The sequence below is a fragment of the Actinomadura alba genome (assembly GCF_014323705.1).
In the GTDB taxonomy this organism is placed as follows: Bacteria; Actinomycetota; Actinomycetes; order Streptosporangiales; family Streptosporangiaceae; genus Actinomadura_C; species Actinomadura_C alba.
Window position 1 is genome coordinate 115,503 of sequence record NZ_JABVEC010000021.1, and the last position, 22,187, is coordinate 137,689.

General features: G+C 70.7%; 17 protein-coding genes, 2 tRNA genes and 1 pseudogene. 8 read left to right on the forward strand and 12 right to left on the reverse strand.

Annotated features, from left to right (window positions below; translation table 11 throughout):
- Positions 1-8: 8 nt before the first annotated feature.
- From HKK74_RS25435 to HKK74_RS25440, 3 genes and pseudogenes are all read left to right on the forward strand, one after another.
- Positions 9-815, forward strand: coding sequence for a site-specific integrase (locus tag HKK74_RS25435; protein WP_187245861.1), 807 nt, complete (start codon positions 9-11; stop codon positions 813-815).
- Positions 816-904: 89 nt separating this feature from the next.
- Positions 905-1,039: pseudogene (locus HKK74_RS39270) on the forward strand (ATP-binding protein); the annotation flags it as partial.
- 33 nt (positions 1,040-1,072) lie between these two features.
- Positions 1,073-1,471: an Imm32 family immunity protein gene (locus HKK74_RS25440; RefSeq protein WP_187245862.1), complete on the forward strand. Its 399-nt coding sequence runs from the start codon at positions 1,073-1,075 to the stop codon at positions 1,469-1,471.
- Between the two features lie 166 nt (positions 1,472-1,637).
- On the opposite strand, the gene HKK74_RS39275 is transcribed toward HKK74_RS25440, so the two are convergent.
- From HKK74_RS39275 to HKK74_RS25460, 3 genes are all read right to left on the reverse strand, one after another.
- Complete coding sequence (locus HKK74_RS39275; RefSeq protein WP_312881750.1) at positions 1,638-2,483, reverse strand: NUDIX domain-containing protein; 846 nt, start codon at positions 2,481-2,483, stop codon at positions 1,638-1,640.
- Between the two features lie 204 nt (positions 2,484-2,687).
- Positions 2,688-2,960 carry a hypothetical protein gene (locus HKK74_RS25455; protein ID WP_187245863.1) on the reverse strand — a complete coding sequence of 91 codons (273 nt, stop codon included), beginning with the start codon at positions 2,958-2,960 and terminating at the stop codon, positions 2,688-2,690.
- Between the two features lie 317 nt (positions 2,961-3,277).
- Positions 3,278-3,350, reverse strand: a tRNA-Lys gene (locus HKK74_RS25460).
- A gap of 255 nt (positions 3,351-3,605) precedes the next feature.
- On the opposite strand from HKK74_RS25460, the gene HKK74_RS25465 reads away from it, so the two are divergent.
- From HKK74_RS25465 to HKK74_RS25475, 3 genes are read left to right on the forward strand one after another with little or no spacing between them, the layout of a single operon-like run.
- Positions 3,606-5,111 (forward strand): DUF4331 domain-containing protein, encoded by a 1,506-nt coding sequence (locus tag HKK74_RS25465; RefSeq protein WP_187245864.1) that lies wholly within the window; start codon positions 3,606-3,608, stop codon positions 5,109-5,111.
- A gap of 56 nt (positions 5,112-5,167) precedes the next feature.
- Entirely contained in the window at positions 5,168-6,511 is a 1,344-nt protein-coding gene (locus tag HKK74_RS25470) for a tetratricopeptide repeat protein (RefSeq protein ID WP_222722722.1), read from the forward strand.
- An 8-nt stretch (positions 6,512-6,519) separates the two neighbouring features.
- On the forward strand, positions 6,520-8,067 hold the full coding sequence (locus HKK74_RS25475; protein WP_187245865.1) for an anti-sigma factor: 1,548 nt from the start codon (positions 6,520-6,522) through the stop codon (positions 8,065-8,067).
- Positions 8,068-8,105: 38 nt separating this feature from the next.
- On the opposite strand, the gene HKK74_RS25480 is transcribed toward HKK74_RS25475, so the two are convergent.
- From HKK74_RS25480 to HKK74_RS25500, 5 genes are all read right to left on the reverse strand, one after another.
- Positions 8,106-10,073, reverse strand: coding sequence for a BRCT domain-containing protein (locus HKK74_RS25480; RefSeq protein ID WP_187245866.1), 1,968 nt, complete (start codon positions 10,071-10,073; stop codon positions 8,106-8,108).
- A gap of 162 nt (positions 10,074-10,235) precedes the next feature.
- Positions 10,236-10,311 (reverse strand) — tRNA-His (locus tag HKK74_RS25485).
- A 64-nt stretch (positions 10,312-10,375) separates the two neighbouring features.
- Complete coding sequence (gene orn / locus HKK74_RS25490) at positions 10,376-10,987, reverse strand: oligoribonuclease (RefSeq protein ID WP_187245867.1); 612 nt, start codon at positions 10,985-10,987, stop codon at positions 10,376-10,378.
- A gap of 38 nt (positions 10,988-11,025) precedes the next feature.
- Positions 11,026-12,093 (reverse strand): DUF2510 domain-containing protein, encoded by a 1,068-nt coding sequence (locus tag HKK74_RS25495; RefSeq protein ID WP_187245868.1) that lies wholly within the window; start codon positions 12,091-12,093, stop codon positions 11,026-11,028.
- 53 nt (positions 12,094-12,146) lie between these two features.
- Positions 12,147-12,797: a pyridoxamine 5'-phosphate oxidase family protein gene (locus HKK74_RS25500; RefSeq protein WP_187245869.1), complete on the reverse strand. Its 651-nt coding sequence runs from the start codon at positions 12,795-12,797 to the stop codon at positions 12,147-12,149.
- Between the two features lie 66 nt (positions 12,798-12,863).
- Between HKK74_RS25500 and pdxR the strand changes: the two genes are divergently transcribed.
- Positions 12,864-14,345, forward strand: a complete 1,482-nt coding sequence (gene pdxR, locus HKK74_RS25505) for a MocR-like pyridoxine biosynthesis transcription factor PdxR (RefSeq protein ID WP_246491969.1) — start codon at positions 12,864-12,866, stop codon at positions 14,343-14,345.
- Here the strand turns inward: pdxR and HKK74_RS25510 are convergent.
- Positions 14,287-14,964, reverse strand: a complete 678-nt coding sequence (locus tag HKK74_RS25510) for a hypothetical protein (RefSeq protein WP_187245870.1) — start codon at positions 14,962-14,964, stop codon at positions 14,287-14,289. The two genes, pdxR and HKK74_RS25510, sit on opposite strands and share 59 nt — an antisense overlap.
- Positions 14,965-15,359: 395 nt before the next feature.
- Between HKK74_RS25510 and HKK74_RS25515 the strand changes: the two genes are divergently transcribed.
- Positions 15,360-16,538 carry a phosphotransferase family protein gene (locus HKK74_RS25515; RefSeq protein WP_187245871.1) on the forward strand — a complete coding sequence of 393 codons (1,179 nt, stop codon included), beginning with the start codon at positions 15,360-15,362 and terminating at the stop codon, positions 16,536-16,538.
- A gap of 4 nt (positions 16,539-16,542) precedes the next feature.
- Here the strand turns inward: HKK74_RS25515 and HKK74_RS25520 are convergent, their stop codons facing one another.
- From HKK74_RS25520 to HKK74_RS41570, 3 genes are all read right to left on the reverse strand, one after another.
- A complete protein-coding gene (locus HKK74_RS25520) occupies positions 16,543-18,036 on the reverse strand; it encodes an RNA polymerase sigma factor (RefSeq protein ID WP_187245872.1) in 1,494 nt (497 codons plus the stop codon).
- A 160-nt stretch (positions 18,037-18,196) separates the two neighbouring features.
- Positions 18,197-20,587 (reverse strand): substrate-binding domain-containing protein, encoded by a 2,391-nt coding sequence (locus tag HKK74_RS25525; RefSeq protein WP_246491970.1) that lies wholly within the window; start codon positions 20,585-20,587, stop codon positions 18,197-18,199.
- Between the two features lie 295 nt (positions 20,588-20,882).
- Positions 20,883-21,896 (reverse strand): endonuclease/exonuclease/phosphatase family protein, encoded by a 1,014-nt coding sequence (locus HKK74_RS41570; RefSeq protein WP_222722723.1) that lies wholly within the window; start codon positions 21,894-21,896, stop codon positions 20,883-20,885.
- Positions 21,897-22,187: the final 291 nt, after the last annotated feature.

Here is a 22,187-nt window from a genome sequence, read left to right on the forward strand (position 1 = left end):
TCACGCTGATGGAGCAGCGCAAAAAGCGCCTGTCGAAGCTCGAACCTGACAAGCGGCACGGCACCCGCGTCAACCGGCTCGACGCCTACATCGGCACGCCCCGTCCGTCCCCGGTGATGGTGTGGACCCCCGAACACACCGCGGACTTCCTGCACCGAGCCCAAACCCACCGGCTGTATGGGCAGTACTACCTCATCGCCTTCCGCGGACTGCGGCGCGGCGAGTCGTGCGGGCTGCGTTGGCCCGACCTCAACCTCGACGAAGGGACAGCGACCGTGCGGTGGCAGATCGTCCAACACGGCAATGGAACCGACCAAGGTAAGCCGAGATCCGAAGCCGGGGAACGGCAGATCTCGCTGGACAAGCACACCATCAGCCAACTCCGAGCTCACAAGGCCCGGCAGAACACCGAACGCCTCGCCGCCGGCGACACTTGGATGGAGACGGGGTTCGTGTTCACCACCGAAACCGGGGAGCCGCTGCACCCGGCGTGTGTGACCGAGCAGTTCGAGCAACTCGCCATGGAAGCCGGCCTGCCGCCCATTCGCCTGCACGACCTGCGGCATGGCGCAGCCACGATCTTGCTCCGCGCCGGACACGACATGAAGGTCGTCCAGGAGACCCTCGGCTTGTCTTCCATCACCATCGCCTCCGACACCTACACCTCGGTCCTGCCCGACCTGGCACGCGAGTCCGCCGAAGACGCCGCCGCCATCATTGTGAACGCGGGCAAACGCAGGCAGCGGCCTCGCGCACTCAAGCCTGTCCCACCCGGAGACGGCGACCACCGGGGCGCGGCCGGGGCAGCGTCATGACCGCTCGCGTGGTTGGTGGCGTGGCGGCGGTGCCGATCTCGCTGATGCCTTGGGAGTCCATCGGTGTGTGGAGATAGTCGTTCTCAGGCTGGACCAAGACCTTCAGCGACCCGCGTCTGTGCGCCGCCATCGTCGACCGTCTCATCTTCGGCGCCAACATGATCCAGACCGGTACCGATTTCTACCGCCTCGCCCAGGCCCGACAGGAGGCTATGACACCCTGATCACCAGGACACCTCAGAGATCGGGGGGACGAGGTGAGGATCCTATTCTTCCCGCCAACCGGTGAAGTTGATCTGTTGGCCGATCACACTGAACTTACCGGCCTGGCGTTTCTGGTGGCCTCAGGCACCGGGACGACGATCAGCGAAGACGCCCCCGGCGACATTCAGGGACAGGTCGCCCTGCACCATGTCCGCGTCCGCGTCGCCAACGGTGAGGCGGTCATGATCACCGCTGACGCCAGCGGTCGATCTCTGACGATTACCGGAGACCTCCGCAGCCTGAACATCCTGGCCGACAACCTCCATCAGATGGCGGAAGCCGCTGACGGTGGTCACCTTCACATCGAGCACTACCCCGATCACCCTTACATCGGTGAGGGGTCCTTGCCTCTCGTGGTCAACAGCCCACACGGCGGCATGCCCGTCCGATAGCTCCAGGATGGGGCCACTTCAAGTGTCCTCCGCCAGTTGATCTGAGGCACGGTCATGTCTCTGACCAGGGATGCCTCAGCTTCGATGGCAAGGCGGAGAGGTGGCGTTGTCATCGAAGTTGAGGCATGTCATCGGTTGTGCGGAGACGCCCGATGGAGGCGGTGGTTCACTCGGTACTCGCCTGGTGATCGGCCCAGACGTAGGAGTTGGGGAGCAGTTCGCTGATCGGGATTGCTTGGAATCCGGTTCCCGTTCTGATGATGACCTTGATCGATGGGAAGTAGTCGATCAGGGTCTGGCGGCATCGACCGCAGGGCGGCATCACTCCGCGGTCCCGGTCGCCCACTGCGACGATCGTGTCCAGGTCGTATGCACCCTGACCGGCAGCAGCGCCGATGACGACCAGTTCGGCGCAGGGGCCGCCGTTGAAATGGGTGACGTTCATCCCGGTGATGATCCGGCCGTCGCGGGCGCGTGCAGCGGCCGCGACCGTGTGGTTGGGATCGGCAGAGTACTTCCTGATCACCCGCTCGGCGGCGTAGATGAGCTCCTGGTCGACACCATGGACAGCGGGGTTGACTTCAGCCCGCCCGTCGGCGACGAAGATGTCGATGGCGTCGCGGACATGCGGCGGGACGTCGGGAAGCCGGCGGAGGGGGAAGAAACGCAACTGCTGTCCCTCGCCCAGAACGAGCTCGTCGGCCGGGCCGTCGTGCAGCAGGTGGAAGATATGGAGCAGATGCCCGCTGCCGCCAGCCTCGACCTCGTCGACCACATCGAACAGACGGCGAGCCTTCTCGACCTTGACACCGGTTTCCTCCAGCACTTCCCGGCGGACGGCGGTGTCGGGGTCCTCTCCGGGTTCAAGACCACCACCGGGGAATCCCCAACGTCCCGGGTGGGCGATGCCGGGGATGTCGTCGCGTAGCTGTAGCAAGACCTCACCGGCGGGGTTGGTGACGATCGCCACCGCAGCCCGTTTGGTCGCCTCCGCTCCATCTCTTTCGATCACGGATGGCACGGTATCGCCCGTGACGCGTGGCGGCTTTGAGCTTTCCCCTCGGCGGCTGACGACGTGCCTCAGATTCGCTGGCACGGGACATCAAGCCGTCCCACTGGCCCCGAAAGGTCTCCAGGTGGGGCCAGCTCAAGCCGCCCTACTGGAGCCGCTGGAAGCCGTCATAGCCAACCGGTGGTACAGCAGTTCGGCGTGCACTCATTGCGGATGCCGCGGGCAGGCTTCGAGCTGGTTCGGCCGGCTCTCGCGGCGGCCGGCGACGGCCTGTTCCAGCAGGTCGAGCGCGGTGACGATGTCGGCACCATGGTGAATGCTCTGGGCGGCCAGCGGTTGCAGGCGCCCTGGGCGGTGGCCTTGGCCAGGATCCGCCTCCCCCTCCGCACGCGGTCGGGGGTGGACCGCGTGCCGGTCCCAGGTGGCCTGCCGCCCAGGGCGCAGACGATGAACGCTCGACTTGATCCTGCGGGTCAAGTCACGTTGATGGGACCCGCTGTGGCCGAACGTTGCGCGGTCCTTCTACGGAGTTACCGCGCCGCTACTGGAATCGTTGCGAGACATGATGGGCGGGAGACTTGAGTGTGAGGGCTGATCGATTGGCCATGCTGCCCTGAGCGTCTTGGCTTGATCTTCAATCGGATGGTGCTGAAGCCCGGAAGGTTGATTCCGACGACGTGTGGCGACAAGATCACGACAGGCGAGCAACCAACGAGCAACCACGAGTCGCAAACCACCCCAAAACGACCACTGGGCATCCTCGTGATCATCGAGAATGCCCAGGTCAGACGGGGTGCGCCGTCAGGGACTTGAACCCCGAACCCGCAGATTAAGAGTCTGCTGCTCTGCCAATTGAGCTAACGGCGCCTGTCGCTCGGAGGTCTCCCTCGCTCGCGACCGATGGAACTTTATCAGCCATCCGCGACGGGTGCGAATCGTTTGATCCCGCTCGGCTCCATGGTGCCTGACCTGTGCCGATGTGCTTGATGATCTTGAATCTCGGGCCCGTGTCCGCCGCGCCCGGTCCCGCGCTCCCGAATCCGACCAATCCGCCGACCGCCCGGCTGCGAATAGCTGACGGGGACAGGAGCCCGCGGACGGCGCGGGCGGAAGGGGAGCACGATGCCGAGACGCATACCGACAAGGAAGAGAGCCGCCGTGCTGGCCGCCGCGGGGGCGGCGCTGCTCGCGGGGGGATCCGCGGGCCTGGCGCCGGTGCAGGCCACCGCGTCCAGCCACCGGGAGGCGCCGATCATCTCCGGGCAGCCTCAGTACGACAACACCGACGTGTACGCGTTCGTCAGTCCGGACCGGCCTGACACCACGACCCTGGTGGCCGACTTCATCCCGTTCCAGGAACCGGCCGGGGGCCCGAACTTCTACAAGTTCGCCCAGGACGCGCGCTATGAGATCAACGTCGACAACGACGGCGACTCGCTGCCCGAGTTCACCTACCGCTTCACGTTCAAGGACCACTACCGCAAGGGCGGCACGTTCCTCTACAACACCGGCCCGGTGACGAGCCTCGACGACCCCGACCTCAACTTCCGGCAGACCTACGATCTGACGCTGATCCAGCGCAGGGCCGGTGCCGTCGTGAACGTCAGGACGCTGGTCAGCGGTGCCACCGTGGCGCCGTCCCACGTCGGCAGGGCTTCGATCCCCGACTACAAGACCCTGCGCGACCAGGCGATCAAGAAGCTGCCCTCGGGCCTCCAGGTCTACGCGGGGCAGGCCGACGATCCGTTCTTCCTGGACCTGAGGGTCTTCGATCTGCTGTATGGCGGTGACCTGTCCGAGGTGGGCAACGACACGTTGCGCGGCTATAACGTCAACACGATCGCGCTGCAGGTTCCCACGCAACAGCTGATCAAGGCCGGTCAGCCGATCATCGGCGTCTACTCGGCGGTGCAGCGACGCAACGCCGCCGGCGTCCACACCCAGGTGTCGCGGCTCGGCATGCCGCTGGTGAACGAGGTGGTCATCCCGGTCAAGGACAAGGACAGGTTCAACGCGTCCGTTCCCTGGCACGACGCGCAGTTCGGAAAGTACGTCACCGACCCGGAGCTGCCGCGGCTGATCCAGGGGGTCTACAAGATCCCCGCACCGGCGGCTCCGCGCAAGGACCTGGTGTCGGTGTTCCTCACCGGCGTTCCGAAGCTCAACCAGCCGCCGGGCGTCCGTCCGGCCGAGCTGATGCGGCTCAACACCTCGATCCCGCCGAGCAGGAGTCCCAAGCGGCTGGGCGTGCTGGACGGCGACAACGCGGGCTACCCGAACGGCAGGCGGCTCACCGATGACGTCGTCGACATCTCGTTGCAGGTCGTCGAGGGCGAGCTCGTCGGCAAGAAGAACGATCTGGGTGACGGCGTCGACGCCAACGACGTCGCGCTGTCGCAGAGCTTCCCGTACGTCGGGCTGCCGGCATCCGGATCGGCCGTGCGGGGCGGCCGGGCGGCGAGCGGCAAGGGCGCCGGCACCCAGCTCGACGCGGGGAACCGGGCGGCCGAGTCGCCCGACGGCGGCGGCCTGCCGACCGTCCCGATCATCGCGCTGACGGCCGGGGCGGCGTTCCTGACCGGCGGCTTCCTGATGTGGTTCCGCCGTACCAGGTCAGGGTCCCTGTGACGGAGGACACCGGCCCGGCCGTTCGCGGCCGGGCCGGCCATCCGGTGAGGTGCATCATGCGACGTCTGCTGAGCGGCGCTCTGGCGCTCGGGCTGGCCATCGGGCTCACCCTCGCCTCCGCCGTCACGTTCGACCGGCACTTCTCGGCCGCCCCGGATTCCGACGCGGCCATGGTGGCCGGGCTCGAACCGGTGCCGGGTGGGACGGTGCCGGGTGGGACGGTGCGGCAGAGCGTCACCCGGCTTCAGCGGCACCTGAGCGCCCAGCCGCGCGACGCGACCGCCTGGGCGGCTCTCGGTCTCGCCTACGTCGAGCAGGCGCGGGTGACGGCTGACCCGTCGTACTACCCGAAGGCCGAGGGCGCGCTGGACCGCTCGCTCAGCGTCCGGCCGGGCGACAACGCGGCGGCGCTGGGCGGGAAGGCCGCGCTGGCCGCCGCGCGGCACGACTTCCCCTTCGCGCTGCGCCTCGCAGGCGAGGCGCTGGCCATCGACGCGTACGGCCTGACCGCGCATGCCGTCCGGGTCGACGCCCTCGTCGAGCTGGGGCGTTACCAGGATGCCCACGACGCCGTCCGCCGCGCCGACTCGCTGCGGCCGGGCATCCCGATCTTCACTCGGTACGCGTACGTACTGGAACTGCGCGGCCGGAGCGGCGCGGCCCGGCAGGTCCTGGAGCGGGCCGCGCGCTCCGCCGACGACCCTGGGGACATCGCCTACGTGGCCACCCAGCTCGGCGAGCTGGCCTGGAACCGCGGTGATCACCGTGCGGCCGGCCGGCACTACGCCGCCGCCCTGCGCGCCGACCCGTCGTACGCGCCGGCGTTGGACGGCCGGGCACGTGCACGGGCCGCGGGCGGCGACGTCGACGGAGCGGTCCGCGACCGGGTCGCGCTGGTCGGCCGGGTGCCGCTGCCGTCGTACGTCGTCGCACTCGGGGAGCTGTACGAGGCGCACGGCAGGCGCGGCGAGGCGCGCCGGCAGTACGCCGTCGCCGGTACGTGGGGCACCCTCGCGAAGGCCAACGGGGTGGCGGCCGACCTGGAGACCGCTCTGGTGGCGGCCGACCACGGCGATCGCGCTGAGGCGCTGCGCGCCGCGCAGGCCGAGTGGCGACGGCGCTGCGGGCCGCCCGAGACCGCCGGGCGGTGCGCGGTGCACGTCGCCGACGCGCTCGCGTGGGCCCTGCACGTGAACGGGCGCGACCGTGAGGCGCTCGGCTACGCCCGCCTGGCGACCGGTACGGGATACCGCAACGCACTCTTCCTCTACCACCGGGGAATGATCGAGAAGGCGCTCGGTGAGGGTGCGCAGGCACGTCGCAGCCTCCGTGCGGCGCTGCGGCTGAACCCGCACTTCTCCGACCTGCACGCTCCCACAGCGCGCGAGGCGCTGCGATGAGGCGGCTCATGCGGGCTGCGGTCGCGGTCACCGTGGGCGCGGGCTTCCTGCTGGTCGCGACGACCCCGGCGGCCGTCGCGGCCCCCGCTCCCGGGCGGGTTCAAGCCGCCGGTGCCGCCGTGGCTCGCCATCCGCTGGGCAACTTCTCGGTGAACAGCCATGACGGGCTCATCGTGACGCCCGGCGGGCTCCTGATCGATCACGTGCAGGACCTCGCCGAGATTCCGACCGCTCAGGTCCGGCCACGCCTCGACGCCGACGGGGTACCCCGCTGGGCGGCCGGGCGCTGCCGGGCGGCGGCCGCCGCGATGCGGGTCGTCGTGGACGGCCGCCCGGTCACCGCGACGCCTCGTTCCTCCGCGGCGCGGCTGAGACCAGGGCAGGCCGGGCTGCCGACGCTCCATGTCGAATGCCGGATCGAGGCGATGGCCGGAGCGACGGCGTCGATCGTCTTCCGGGACGAGAGCGTCTCGGGGACGGTGGGTTGGCACGAGGTCACGGCACGCGGGGACCGGATGACGCTGACGGCGTCGAACGTCCCCCCGGCGTCCCGCAGCGACCGGCTGACCCGCTATCCGGCGGACCTGTTGTCGGCTCCGCTCGACCAACGCGGCGTCGACCTGCGGGTGCGTCCCGGAGGCCCGGCGCTGAGCGCGACCGGCGCAACGGGCGCGGGCGGCGGCGCTGCGAGCACGGGCGGCGATGGTACGGGCGCGGGAGCCGGCCCGGGTGTCCCGGCCGGCGCGCGATGGGCTCATCCGGCTGCGCGACTGCCTGGGGGTGGAGCGATGAGAGACGACCTCCACACACTTGCCGGGGCCTACGCGTTGAACGCCCTGCCCGACGATGAACGCCGGCTCTTCGAGGGCCACCTGGACAGGTGCGCCGACTGCGCCGCGGAGGTCGGGGGGCTGCGGGCCGCCGCCGTACGGCTCGGCACCGCCGCGGCCGAGCCGCCGCCTCCCGCGCTGCGGGCAGCCGTGCTCGGCCGGATCGGCGAGGTCCGTCAGCTCGCGCCCTCGCCGGCGGACGGGCCGGCGCGGGGTGAGCGCGCCGGGCCGGGGTGGCGCGTCCGCCGATCGCGGTGGCGGCTGCGCCTTACCGCGGGCCTGGCGGCCGGTGTCGTGGCCGCCTCGCTGCTGGTGGCCTTCCTCCAGGTCGGCGAGGCGAACCGGACGCAGCAGCGGCTGAGGCAGGTCGAGGCGGCCAACCGCGCCGTCGCGGCGGTGATCTCGGCGCCGGACGCCCAGAAGGTGCAGGACCCGGTGACCGGCGGAGGGACGGCGACCGTCATGATGTCCCGATCACGTGGGCAGATGGTGGTCACCACCGAAGGGCTCGGCCCGCTGCCCGCGTCCCGGGCGTACGCGCTGTGGATGATCGGAGCGAACGGCGTGCGGTCCGGCGGGCTTTTCCGGCCGGACGCCGCAGGCCGTACCCCTCCTGTGGTGTCGGGAGGGCTGGACGAGGTCGACCGCATCGGGATCACCGTCGAACCGGCGACCGGATCCCCTCGGCCCACGACCGACCCGATCGTGACGCTCCGGTTGACGTGACCGCGCCGTGCCCGCAGGTGCCGTACACGGCAAGACGATCAAGGTTCGCCACGTTCCCGGAATGGCGCCAGCAGCCACTCGGTCAACGGTGCGGCCGCCCCCACTCCCACGTGGGCGGGGTCGGGGAAGATTTTCTGGTCGCCCCAGCGGAACGGCCAGGCGAAGCGGCGGGCGATGGACCAGCAGAGCCGACCGTCGAGATCGTCGTCCCGGCCGGGTTGCGCGATGACCGTGCCGTCCTCGAACGCCACCGCCCAGGTGTCCTCGTCCAGCGCGAAGGTCGGGTTGAGCCGGAGCTGGTCGCCGAGGTCACTGCCGGTGAAGAAGAGCGGGCGACGGGCGGCCGGGGCGTGGTGGAAGGGGTGGTCGGCAACGATCTCGCCGGTCTCGGGGCGCAGGAAGCGCACCGCGTGCGAGCCGATCGCGATCAGCACGTCGTCGGCGGGCCATTCCAGGCCGAAGCCGTGATCCAACTGGCCGACGGTGCGCCGGATGCCGTCCAGGACGCGCAGCCGCTCGGGGCGTTCACCGAGCGACCAGATCTCGATCCGCCCCTCGGCGGTGACACAGGCGGCTTGCTCGCCGTTCGGTGACCAGGCCCACGACCGGGCGTCCCAGCCGCGCGGGTTGGAGATGGCCGCCTGAACGTTCAGGTCGTACCGGTGCTCGCCGGTCGTCGCGTCGAGGATCCCAACCGTCCCGCCCACCGGGTCCACCACCGCCAGCCGACCGCCCGGCCCCCAGCACAGGACGTCGGCGCCCGGGTAGCCCGGAAGCTCCGCCGTCGTCTCACCCGTCAGCGCGTCGGCGATGATGAGCGTTCCGTCGCGCTGGTAGGCAAGGAGTCGTTCGTCGAGGCTCCACTCTGGCGGAGCCGAATCCTGATCCTCGTCGAGGCCCAGGATCCAGGAGACCTGCCGTTTCTCCACGTCGAGCGAGACCGCCGTGTACTCGTCCGCCGCCTCTCCGTAGACACGGGAGCCGTCGCGCGACCAGAACGCCCGGTCGAGGATGAGCTCCGGCTCGTCGCTCCAGGTTTCCCGGGACTCGTCCGGCGACGGTCCGCTGAACTCGATCGGTTCCGTTCCCTCCGGGTGGGAGTCCGGTGGCCCGGCGACCGAGCCCTCGTGCATCGCCACGATGACGTTGCCCAGGAAGTCCGACTCGCCTCCGTAGACGAATGCGCGTCTGCCCTCGGGGGCGAAGGCCATGCCCAACGGCCTGCCGGAGGCGAGGAAGAACGCGTTGGCGATCGGCTCGTGGGCGGTGCCGAACGGGTCCCACACGCCGGTCGCGTTGGTGTTGTACTCCAGCGCGATGCGCGTGCCGTCCGCCGACCACTGGAGGCTGCGTGCGTAGTCCGGGAAGCCGATGCCGCCCATGATGCCGTCGATCGCGTGGACGCAGCGGCCGGTCGCGACCTCGAAGACCTGCAGGACCCCGCCCCGGTCGTAGTCGTCGCCGGTCCCGCTTCCGACCGCGAGGTGGCGGCCGTCCGGGCTGAGCGCGTGGCCGTTCAGCTCGCGGTGGTGCACGTCGGAGTGGCGCAGCAGCGCGCCCGCCTCGCGGAGCCGGGCGGTCGCGAGGCGATGCGCGTCGGTGACGCCGTGGGCGCGCTCCAGAGCCTGGAGGGCATCCCGCAGCGGCACGGTGTCGCGCTCCGGGGAGAACGCGGACCAGTCGGCGTTCTCGAGGGTGCCGAGGGCCTCGTCGGGTCGCATCCGCTCGTCCGGGACGCCGGTGAACGGCGGGGACGGCGGCCGAGTGCCGGGCTCCCGACCTTCGAGCACGGCCGCCAGCGCGTCCTCGTCGTAGATCGGAATGCCGCGCACCGCCGCCGGACCCGCCTTGGCCCCCGACTTCGCTCCGGCGAAGACCAGGTCCGTCTTCGCCGAGACCGACGTGGTCACCTTCGCGCCCAACGCCTCCAGGCCGCGCTTGGCCTCATCCTTCGAAAGCCGGCCGAACCGCCCGGCCAGCACGATCGAGCTGCCACTGATGATCATGCAAAGCGACCGTAGTGGAGAGGACTGACACCTCGCCTTTGTCCGGCGGTCACGCTCCCAAATCCGCTCCCAAAATCGGACATTCCGAGCGGGAGGTGGGGTGCTGCAACGATCAAGGGCCTGGTCATCACGGCGATGACCAGGCCCTCTTGTGTTTCTACATGGGGTGAGTGAGGGGACTTGAACCCCCGACACCCAGGACCACAACCTGGTGCTCTGCCAACTGAGCTACACCCACCATGGCCGCGTGAGAACCCGGCCTAGCAAAGTGTAGCGGGTCCGGAGGGAAGATTCTCCAGCGATCAACCCCGGCGCTCACCCGCTGCGACGATGTCGGCGGCGACGGCGCGGGCGGTCTCGGAGTCGGGGCCGGGCATGGGTACGAACAGGGCGGCGCGGTAGTAGCGCAGTTCCCGGATGCTCTCGGTGATGTCGGCGAGGGCGCGGTGGCCGCCCTTCTTCTCGGGGCTGGCGAAGTAGACCCGCGGATACCACCGGCGGGCCAGTTCCTTGATGCTCGACACGTCGACCATGCGGTAGTGCAGGTGCTCGTCGAGGGCGGGCATGTCCCGGGCGAGGAACGACCTGTCGGTGGCGATGGAGTTACCGCAGAGAGGGGCCTTCTTGGCGTCGGGCACGTGGCTGCGGATGTAGCGCAGCACCAGGTCCTCGGCCTCGGCGACGGTGATCCCCCCGGGCAGCGCCTTGAGCAGTCCCGACGCGGTGTGCATGTCGCGGACCACCTTGGACATCTGGGCGATGGACTCCTCTGGGGGCTTGATCACGAGATCGATGCCCTCGTCGAGGATGTTCAGCTCACCGTCAGTCACCAGCGCGGCGATCTCGATCAGGGCGTCGTTGCGCAGATCGAGTCCCGTCATCTCACAGTCGATCCAGACCAGAAGGTCGTTCATGCCCTTCACCCTAAGGCCAGAAATCCGCTCGTCGGCTCCTACAGGACTCTGAGGGAGCTCAGCAGCAGCTGGAGATCGCCCTCGTTCGCGTGGCTGTCCGGAATCGAGACGTAGAAAACGGCCGGTCGCCCGCCCGAGCCGCGATCCACCGTCAGGACCACGATCGTCTCCTTGGTGAAGTTCCAGCCCTCCGACCGCGCCTGCGAGAAGCTCAGCTGGACCTTGTAGTACCACGCCCGCTTGCCGCTGACGGTATAGGCCTTCGACTCGAGTTCCACCCGGGTGTTGGGCTGTGGGTAGGACGTCGGCTCGATGGCCGTGAACAGGCTCTTGGCGGCCGTCTCGAGATCATTGCTGCTCACCGTCGAGGTGAGCCGGCCCGAGTACACCGAGGCGACATAGCTTGAGCCGGCTCCTCTGTAGTTCCTCTGCACGGTGGCAATTGACCCGCGGGTGAATCCGTGCTTGCCGAGGCTGTTGCCCGCCGAGACCGTGACGGCGCTCTCCCAGGTGCCGCCGAGCTGGGAGTACGCCAGCCCCGCCTGAGTGTCGGTGATCGCGCCGATCACCGGCGACCTGCCGCCCGGCACCGCGCTCGGGGCGGTCGGCGCCTGCGTGACGCTCGGGGTGGTGATGGTCAGCGGGTCGGGGCCGGGCTCGGGGTCGTCGCCGGACGAACCGATGATCAGTGCCACCACGATGAGCACCGCGACCAGCGCGGCGCCGCCGCCGACGAGCCCGACGATCAGACCGGTGTTGCTGCGCTGGGGCGGCCCGCCGGGCATCGGTTGACCGGGTGCCGGCTGCCAGCCGTACTGCTGCTGAGGTGCGGGGGCGCCCCAGCCGGGCGCGGGGCCCGCCGACGCCCAGTCGGGCTGCGGCTGGTGCGGCTGCTGGGCCTGCTGCCCCTGCGGGGCGAAACCCTGATGCTGCTGCTCGGCGTTGTCGGGGGGCTGGTCTCTGGAAGGCGCCGGTGTGGAGGCGGAGTCATCCCACTCGTCGGTGGGCTGCGTCGCCTGGGTCCATTGGCTGCCGTCCCAGTACCGCTGGAGGCCCGGAGTGCCGTACGGGTCGCGGTACCAGCCGGGGGGCACTTGGCCGGTCATGGACCAGACCCTACGGGTGCGAAGTCACGTCGGGGCAACAGGTCAGATTGTGATCACCTTCGGTGCCGGATGTGATCAGGCACCGGTGTCCCCTCATGGAGCCGGGCGTCGGGCACGGGCTCGCCGAACGTCTGCCGTACGGGCAGTACGCCGGCCCAGACGTCCATCGCGTAGTCCTCCTCGTCATCGTTCGGAGGTCCCTGCCGAATCTTCACCGACGCCTCCTCCAGTGAGAGGGCGAGCACTGCGGTGGCGGCGAGTTCCCGCCGGGTCGGCCGCCGGGCGACGTCCCACTGCCCGGGGGCGAGTCGCTCCGAGACGGCTCTCAGCGCGGTGAGCTTCTCCTCGGGATCCTCGACCGGCCGGGGGACCGCGTAGATCATCGCGCTTCGGTAGTTCACCGAGTGGTGGAAGATCGAACGGGCGAGGACGATGCCGTCCAGATGCGTGACCGTCACGCAGATCTCGCCGGCCTCCGCGATCCGCAGGCTCTTCGCGCCGGTCGAGCCGTGGACGTACAGGGTGTCGCCGTGCCTGCCGTACCCGGTGGGAATGACCATCGGGGCTCCGTCGGCCACGACGCCCAGGTGGCAGATCATGCCGGCGTCGAGAACTTCGTAGAGTGCAGGCCGGTCGAGGCGGCCGCGTTCACGTGCGCGTCCCAGCCGGGTGCGGGCGGTCGGGGAGAGGTCCACGGTGCTCATGGCCCTACGGTAGGAGCCAAGTGGTCCTGGTGAAATGGCCACTGAACACCGAAACTGGGAGGCCACTTGTCCCCCTCCATCTCCCGCGCCCAGTTCGGGCTGCCGCTGGTGATCGACCGTGCCGCCGCAGAGCCGCTGAGCGTCCAGCTGGCCGATCAACTCCGTACGGCCATGCGCGACGGTCGGCTGCGGGCGGGGGAGCGGCTGTCGTCCAGCCGGGCGCTCGCCGGCGAGCTCGGGGTGAGCCGCACGGTCGTGACCGCCGCGTACGAGCAGCTCTATGCCGAGGGGTGGCTCGACGGCCGGCACGGTTCGGGCACCTTCGTCGCGGATGTGCACGCCGACAGGTCCACGGCCGAGGTCTCCGGTCGGCGACGGACGGTTCCGGCCGGTCCGGCGAGCGCGGTCCCGGCTGACCGGATACCGGGTGCACCGGCCGACCAGGTACCGCGGTCGCCGGCCGGTCCGGAGCGGGCGGCCCCGGCGATGATCGATCTGCGGCCGGGCGCGCCCTGGGTGGGTGACCTGGACACCCCGGCGTGGCGGCGGGCCTGGCGGCTGGCCGCGACCGCTCCGCCCGTACCCCGCCCTGATCCGCACGGCCTGCCGAGGCTGCGAGCCGAGCTCGCCGGCTACATGCGGCGCGGACGGGGAGTCGGGTGCCCGGCCGAGCGGGTGCTCGTGACCCGTGGCGCGACCAACGGGCTCGATCTTCTGGCCGCGACCGTGCTGCGACCGGGCGATCCGGTGGGGGTGGAGGAGCCGGGTTACTCGGACGCCCGGTCGGTGCTCGCCGCGCGCGGCGCGCGCGTGGTGCCGTGCCCCGTGGACGAGCACGGCCTGATCGTCGACGCCCTTCCGAGCGACCTGCGCCTGATCTACACGACGCCCTCCCATCAGTACCCACTGGGCGGCGTACTGCCCGTACCCCGCCGCCAGGCACTGCTGGCATGGGCGCGCCGCACCGGTGCGCTGGTCGTGGAGGACGACTACGACAGCGAGTTCCGGTACGACGTCGCGCCGCTGCCCGCGCTGTACGGCCTCGACCCCGAGGTGGTGGTCTATCTCGGGACCACGAGCAAGACGCTCACCCGGGACGTGGGCGTCGGCTGGCTCGTGGCCCGGCCCGACCTGATCGAGGAGATCACCGTCCGCAGGGAGCGACTGGGCGACAGCACGGCGGTCATGCCGCAGGAGGCGGTCTGCATCCTGCTGGAACGCGGGGATCTCGACCGGCACGTGCGGCGGATGCGGGCCGAATACGCCCGGCGCCGTGCGGTGGTCGTCGAGCTGATGGACGGGCTCGTGCTGCGCGGTGAAACGGCGGGTCTCCACCTCGTCGTGGAGCTCTCGGAGCGCCTGGCCGGTCAGGTGGTCAGGGACGCCGCCGACCACGGTGTGCGCCTGGACTCGCTCGCGCGCCACTACGCCGGGCCGGTCGGCATCTCCGGCCTGGTGATCGGTTACAGCGCGGCGCGCCTGCCGGCGCTCAGAACCGGCTGCTCGCTGGTTCGGGAGTCGCTCCCGCGGGCGGCCCGGGCAACGTGAGCCCGCGCGTCGTCAGAACCGTCACGCCGGCGCCGTCACCGGGCGGGACGCGAGGGCGGGGTATCTCGGCCACGGGCGTCTCAGGTCCGGTGATCTTGCGGATGTCGATGCCGCCGGGGTCCGGCCCGCCCGCGCCGGGCACCTGCGAGTAGCCGAAGTGCCCGCCGCGTGCCCACTGCCGCCGGTTGCGCGGCGAGTGGTACGCCTGCGGGGAGGGCAGCGGGGGCCCGGCCGGCCAGCGGCGTGCCACCCCCCAGGCGTCGAGCCAGGCCATGATGGAGTCCAGCGACTCGAGTGGCCCGTTGGTGAACGGATCCCTCGAGCTGCCGACCACCATGATCTGGACACAGACGCGGCCCTCGCGTCCGACCAGTTCGTCGAGGAGCCCTCCCGCGCGGGTCATCGGCACCAGTTGCACGATCTCGCCCACGTAGGGGTTCCACACCAGATGCGGTGCCCGCTCCGCACGCGCGAGGCTCTGTGCCGCCGATCGCGCGGAGACGATCCGCGGATCCGTCCCGCTGGTGAACCACACGGCGCGTGGAGCGCCCCCTTTCATCGCGCCCCCGTCCGCGCTCGCGTTGATCCGTCTTGCTCCCGACAGCCACGCTTCGGCCACGGTACGTCCCCCCCAATCGGGCGAGGTCATGTCCCGAATTGGTCTAGTTCTCGTTCGTAGCCCAGCAGGACGGACTGTCCAGTACGGCACTACCAGCGGGTTTCGACACTTATCGACCATGCCGTCGTCTTAGATACCACTCTGATACTTCGTCGACCGCTGAGGCGTACCCTGTCCAAACCCAGATTCCACCTATGGGAGCCGTCTTCCTTGGATCCGGTTGCCGCATGCGCTGTCGTTCTCCAGCCTGTTCGAGCAGGTCAAGGGGTGTTCTTTTGAGCAGAACCGGCCTGGCACTCCCGGCCGGATCCGGCCGGGAGTGCCCATAAACGGACGCTTTCTGATAGCGGTGGCGGGTTCGCCACAAGAGCCGAGCCGCGTTCTAATAAGGCGTCATGACGGTTGACGCTGAACTTCCCGCCGGACCGCCCGGCATCGATGCCCCTCGGCTGGCGAGCTGGCTCGGGCAGGCGTTGCCGGACGCCGGCCGGATCACCGCGGTGGAACTGATCGCGGGCGGCCGGTCGAACCTGACGTACCGCATCGGCCTCACCGGCGGCGGGGCCGGGGTGAGCGGCGGGCCGGAGGCCGGGCTGACCGGCCGGGCCGATGGAAAGGCGGGCCTCCACCGGATCCCGGACCGGAACCTTGGGGACCTCAGCGGCGCTGAGCGCAGCATCGTGCTGCGCCGTCCGCCGCTCGGTCATGTACTGCCCACCGCGCACGACATGGCGCGTGAGCACCGCGTGCTGTCGGCCCTGGCGGCACGAGGCGCGGTGCCGGTGCCCCGGCCGCTGGCGTTCTGCGCCGACGAGACGGTGATCGGCGCGCGCTTCTATCTGATGGAGTACGTCGAGGGCAGGGTGCTCCGTACCGTCGAGGACGCCGTCGATGTGTCGCCCGCGCAGGCGAGGGAGCTCAGCGAGCGGCTCGCGGAGGCGCTGGCGGCGATCCACCTGCTCGACGTCGAGGAGGCCGGGTTGTCGGACTTCGGCCGGCCGGCCGGTTACCTGGCCCGCCAGCTCACCCGCTGGGGTCAGCAGTGGGAGCGGTCGAAGACCCGCGAATCCCCCGAGTGCGGCCGGCTCGCCGAACGGCTCGGCTCCCGGCTCCCGGCCGACGGCAGGGCCGGGCTCGTCCACGGCGACTTCCGGCTCGACAACGCCCTGACCCGGCTGACGCCGCGCACCGAGATCGCCGCGGTCGTCGACTGGGAGATGTCGACGCTCGGCGACCCGCTCACCGACCTCGGGCTGACGCTGGTCTACTGGGCCGACGCGGGCGATGAGGAGCGGCTGCGGATCCCGGTCGGCTCGACCGTCACCAGTGCTCCCGGATTCCTGACCCGCCGCGAGTTCGCCGCGCGCTATGCCGAGCTCACCGGCTTCGATCTGGCCGACCTGGACTTCTACGTCGCCTTCGCCTCGTACAAGCTCGCCGTCATCCTCGAGGGCATCCACGCCCGGTTCCTGCAGAAGGCGACCGTCGGCGAAGGCTTCGAGGAGATCGGTGAGTCGGTGCCCGTCCTCATCGATCGGGCCCATCGAGTGCTCGATGGGCGTTCTCCGTGGTGAGCCCCTAAAAGGGGCCACAGTCCCACGACACGGTGGCGCTGACGCCGCCGGGTGAGAACGTCACGCTGCCGGAGTGGTCACTGTTGTCGCCAAGCTGGCACTCAGGCAGACCCACGCTGATCGTGTCGGACTCGCCGTTAGCCAGTGTCCCGCCGCCCGAGGCGGTGACCCCAGGGCTCGTGCCCGCGACCGACCAGTTCACCGTGCCGCCCTGAGCGGCGACCGTCACCCGACAGGGCTCGTCCTCGTTGACGTTGCAGCCGCCGACGGCGAGAGTGCCGGGCTCCGGGCGGACCGTCGGCCGCTTGGTCGTCGGGCGCGTGCTGGGCCGTCTGGTCGGGGTGGGCGTCGGCCGGGTGGTGCTGGGCGTGGGGGTGGGTGACGTGGTGGTGGGGGTCGGAGTCGGCTCGGGCGACTCGCTCTCGAGTTCGCTCGGCTCGACCGAGGCGGGTTCGCTGACGTCGGGCGCGGCCGCCTCGGGCGAGGAACCGCCACGCGAGCTTGCGTCGGGCGACCGGGGCAGCAACACGAAGCCGGCCCCCACCAGGAGCAGGACGCAGGCGGCCGCCGCGAAAGCCGGCCAGAGCCGGGCGGCGCGCCCGCCCGTACGGCCCTCACGGCGGGGCGTGTTGTCGACCGGCACGGGCCAGCCCAGCCCGTCGAAAGGCTCGGCCCACGCCGCGATCTCGGCGCGTTCCCTGGCGAACTCGGGCGAGGTCGCGGTGGTGAACATCCGCTCCAGCAGGTCGGCGGGCATGAGCGCGACCGGGAGCACCTGAAGCAGCCGTACCGCCGAGAGCCGGTGGTCGCGCCGCTCGCTACAGGTGGGGCAGGTCCTGGTGTGCCGGATCAGTTTGCGGCAGGCCGCCGGGGCCAGCGGCCAGTCCCGGCTGTCCACCAGGGCCGAGACGCTCGGACACTCACCGTGGGAGTCGCGTGCGATCAGGGCCGCGGAAAGGCCGTCGTCGAGTTGCGCGCGGGTCTCGGTGGCCAGTTCGGTGGCCTGCTCGGGCGAGATGCCGAGCACGCCGGCGAGCGCCGCGGGGTCGAGCCCGTGCCGGTACATCAGGTCGACGGCCTCACGCTGCCTGCCGCTGAGCCCGGCCAGCGCGCTGTGGATGAGCTCGCGGTACTCCTGCCTGCGGTCCCGCTCTTCGGCGCTGAGGAAGGCGTCGTCGGACTCGGACGCCTCGTTCCGCTCCGGCGGTCGCTCGGGATCGCTGATGCGGCGCAGGCAGTCGTTGCGGGCCAGGGTGTACAGCCAGCCGCGGAACTGCTCCGGCCGGCGCAGCCGGCCGATGTGCGCCTGAGCGGCTATCAGCGTGTCGTGCAGGGCGTAGGCGGCCGACTCCTCGTCACGGAGCAGGGCGTGACAGTAGTCGTAGAGGCGGGCGGCGTAGGCGTCGTAGATCTGCGCCAGCGCGTCCGCGTCGCCACTGTGCAGGGCCTGGGCCATCCTGCGGTCGTCGTCGTTACCGATGCTCGGCCGATCCGGCACGAGGTCCTCCGCGAGGTGGGATATCAGGTGGACTGCGGAGAGCAGAGCGGAGGCCCGACGCCCCGCTCCCGTCGGGCCTCCGCCAAGGAAGACGGCTCCCTGTGCGATCTGGTTCACAGGAAACGCGATTCAATTTGAAAAATCTTCGAGGTTTCGTGAATCAGCAGTTCGGAGCGCAGACCCGGCGCGACATCGCCGCTAGGAAGATCTTCTGAATCTCCTGCGGGGTGTTGGCGATGTGGACGCTGCCCCGCGTCTCCTTGGCGATCAGGTCGAGTTCGTTCCGGTCCACTCCCTTGCCGAAACCGATCATGATGACCTGTACGGGGCGGTTGGGGTCGAACTCCTTCTTCAGGGTGGCGCGCAGCTGCGCGAGCGAGATGCCGTTCTGATCATCGTTCTTGCCGTCGGTCAACAGCAGCAGCGAGTTGATCATCTCGGGCTTGTACGTGGTCTTCATCTTGCGGAAGGCCGCGAGGACGGAGTCGTACAGGCCCGTGTCACCGGTCGGCTTCGGCCTCAGGCCGGCGAGCGTGGCGAGCACCGTCTGCCGCCGGGTGTTCGAGCCGATCCGCTGCCCGAGCGGCCCGATCGTCACGTCCTCGCGCCAGTCCCGCGCACCGACGAGCTCGGTGGAGAAGGTCCACAGCCCGAGCTCGGTGTCGTCGGGCAGCAGCGAGAGACCACCCTGCGCCACCTGCGCCGTGGCCTGGATGCGGGTGACGTTGGCGCCCGGCACGGTCTCGGCCATCGACCCCGACACGTCCAGGAGCGCCAGCATGCGCACGCTCAGGGACAGCTTCGCCCATGCCTGCATGACCGATCGCACGTCGGCCGGCTGCGGGGCCGGAAGCATGCGGGGCGGCTTCGCGTTGAGCCCGTTCTTGGACCCGAACGAGGCCGGTGCCACGCCGTCCGAGGACCGGAAGCCGAGCGCGCGCACCTCGTCCTTGGCCCGTGACGTGCTCAGCGCCTGTTCCAGGAGCTTCGCCGCCTTGTTCTTGGCGGGGTCCTTGGCGGTGAGGGCGAACGGGTAGTCCAGCGCCATGGTCCCCTCGGCCGGGTAGAGCGCCACGGCACGTTCCGCCGGGCGGCCCTGGTTGTGCTTCCACAGCGCCTGCTCGGGGGCGAGCACCATCGGGTATCGGCCTCGGCTGTCCCGGCGGAAGGCCGCGAGCTGCGTCTTGAGGTCGGGCGCGGTGCTCTCCCGTACGGTCCGGACGACGCCGGTGAAGGCGGCCTGCGCGTTGGGATCGTTGGCGAGAAGCATCCGGGTGACCATGAGCGAGGCCATCCCGGCCGCGTTGCGCGCCGGGTCGAGCAGCTCGATCCGGACCAGGTTGGACGGGATCGTCTGGTTCTTCGTCACGGCGCTGCCCGCGGCGCCCGCCGCGGCCAGCAGGCTGGCCCAGGACGGGGTCGCGGTGACGCCCTGAGCGCGCAACGTGGCGGACAGGCTCTGCGGCATGCCGATGACGACCGGCGACTGGGCGACACTCGTGCGGGTGACCTGAACGGCCTCGCGACCCTTGGCGGACGCGCGGACGAGGGACGTCCACAGCGACGAGTCGGGGATCCAGACGTCGGGCGGCTGCGTCGCGGCGGCCGAGAGGCCCTGGCCCGACAGCAGCGTCATCATGGCGGCCGGCTCGACGGACTTCACCGTGGCCTGGACGCAACGTCCGTCGACCTTCCGGTTCTCGTCGTTGAACCGCGCCGCGTTGGCGTTGACCGCCGGGGCGATGTCCGGCGCCGCCGCGACGTTCAGAGTGACGGTGTCGTTCTCGCGGCACCCGCCGCCCTCGGCGAACGCGTACACGCCGACGCCGAGCAGGATGGCCAGCCCGACGGCACCGGCCAGAGGGCCGATGAGCGCCGTGAGGCTGCGGCTCTTGCGTGATCCGCCACCGCCGCTGCCGGTGCGACCTCGCCCACCGTGGCCGCGGCCGCCGCCACCGCGACCCGAGGGCTGGGCCGAGCCCAGTTCGTCGCGCGGCCCGCCGAAGGGACCCGATCCGCCCGTCCCGTAGCCGCCGTAGTCGACATAGCCGCTCGAACCGCCCGCGCGCTCCGAGCGGGCATCGCCGACGCCGTACGGGCCGCCGGCGCCGAGGGGACCGGTGCCGGACGGGCCGCCGTCGGGGCCGTGGGAGCGGCCGCCTTCCGCGGGGCTCCGGTCCCGCATCCCGGGTCCGTAGCCGCCGGGGTCGGACGCGCCGGAGAAGCCCCCGCTTCCGTAGCCGCCCCGTTCGGAGGCCGGGGGGTATCCGCCGCTTCCGTAACCGCCGGGCTCGGGTGCGCCGGGGCCACGCTCGCTCGGGTAGCCGCCGGGCTCGGACGCGCCGGTGCCGCGCCCGCCCGCGTAGCCGCCCAGGGAGGGCGGTTCGGGGAAGCCCTCGATTCCATAGTTGGCCGGGTCCGAGGCCCCGGAGAATCCGCGCGCGCCATAGGGCGGCTCGTCGCTCGCATCCCATTGCGCCGGCCGGTCCGCGGCTCCCGGGGTCTCCTGGCCGGGCGTGCGGGGCAGGCCCCACCCCGGCCCGCCCGGCATCGGGTCGTCCAGACCTTCCGGGGCCGATGGCCCGGTCGTCTCCCGGCGGGCGTGGAACCAGTCCGTTCTTTCGTCTCTTTCGTCGCCGGCGGGGGTTCCGGACGAACTGTCCGGGCCGAAGACATACGGTGCGGCGGGGTCGTAGCCACCCTCGCCAGGCGTGTCGCCTGGGGGATCATTCCGATGACTTCCGCTCACAACCGTCCTCTTTCACCCGAATCTGTTTCACGTTCCTGGCACTGTAGTCCCACCAGGGATCCGTTACAAAGGTGCCGAAAGACTCCGATATGGCAGGTCACCGAGCGGGAAGTATGAGATCTGCGAAGAGTGCGCGATGGTCGCTGCCAGGAATGGAGTACACGTCGACCCGCCGAACGGCGACCTGACGGCTGACGAGAACGTGGTCGATCGTGAGGGCGGGCTCACGCCGTTCGGTACCCCAGGTCGGCACCAGGCCCTTGCCCACTCGGTCGGCGGCGTCGTCGTACCCGCGGTCGAGCACCGAGCGGAACCGTGCGTGGTCGAGGGTGGCGTTGAAGTCGCCCGCCACCACTTGGGCCGGCCCGCCGCGCCCGGCGGTGGGCAGCGCCGCCAGATCGTGGTTCCACTTCCGCCTCAGGGCATCGGACAGGGGCGGGAGCGGATGCACGGCGGTCACCTCGGCCGTGACCCCGCCGGGCAGTGTGAGCTCCGCCCGGGGCATCGGGTAGGTGGTGCCGGCCACCGGGGGGAGGGCACGCAGCGGGTGTCGGGCGTAGATCCCGATACCCGTGGTGCCCTCGCGGTCGACCAGCACCATGTGGGGCAGCAGCCGCGTCAGCCCGGCCCGCTCCAGCCGCTGGACCGCGGCGGGGGTGAGCTCCTGGACGCTGAGCACGTCGGTGCCAGTACGCCGTACCAACTCGACGAGCGCCGCCGCGTCCCCTCGACCGAACTGCAGGTTGGATGACAGCACTCGCAGCGCCGGGCCTGTGGCGGCCGGCTGGCCGGAGCCGATCGCGCGGGGCACCACGGCCACGACCAGGCCCGCTGCGACGATCACCGCGGCGGCGGCGGCCCACCATCTGCGGAGCACCAGCGCACAGATGATCGGAATGGGCGCGGCGGCGGTGACGTACGGAGTGAACGAGAGCAGCGCCACCACCGGTGCTCCGGCACCGCCGATCCCGTCGAGCCCGGCGAGCCGGACCGCCGCCCATACGCCCCACGAACCGACGATCGTCCAGGCAAAGACCGAACGCAGGCGGCCGCCCCGCCGCGGCGACGCGTGCGGTTCCTCGCTCAGGCCGACTACGGCCGACTCTGCCACCCGCTCCCCGTTCCTCGGTTCCCGTTCCTCCGTGCACGGCGCCCGCCAGGGCGTACGTTCCCCACAAGTCAGACGATTCACCAGCGCTCAGGGTTGCCGGGGGCTCCGGGAACGCGTCCCGGGTCGCGGACCGGCGCCCCGCCGCCGCACCACCGCCGCACCACCGTCCTGAGGCCGTACGGCACCTGCCCCAGCACGATCCATTGTCGCCCATCCGGATCCGCTGATCGGCGATCTACACAGGTGTCGCCGCGAACAACTGCGTGATCACGGTAGGACGTTCGGTCGCCC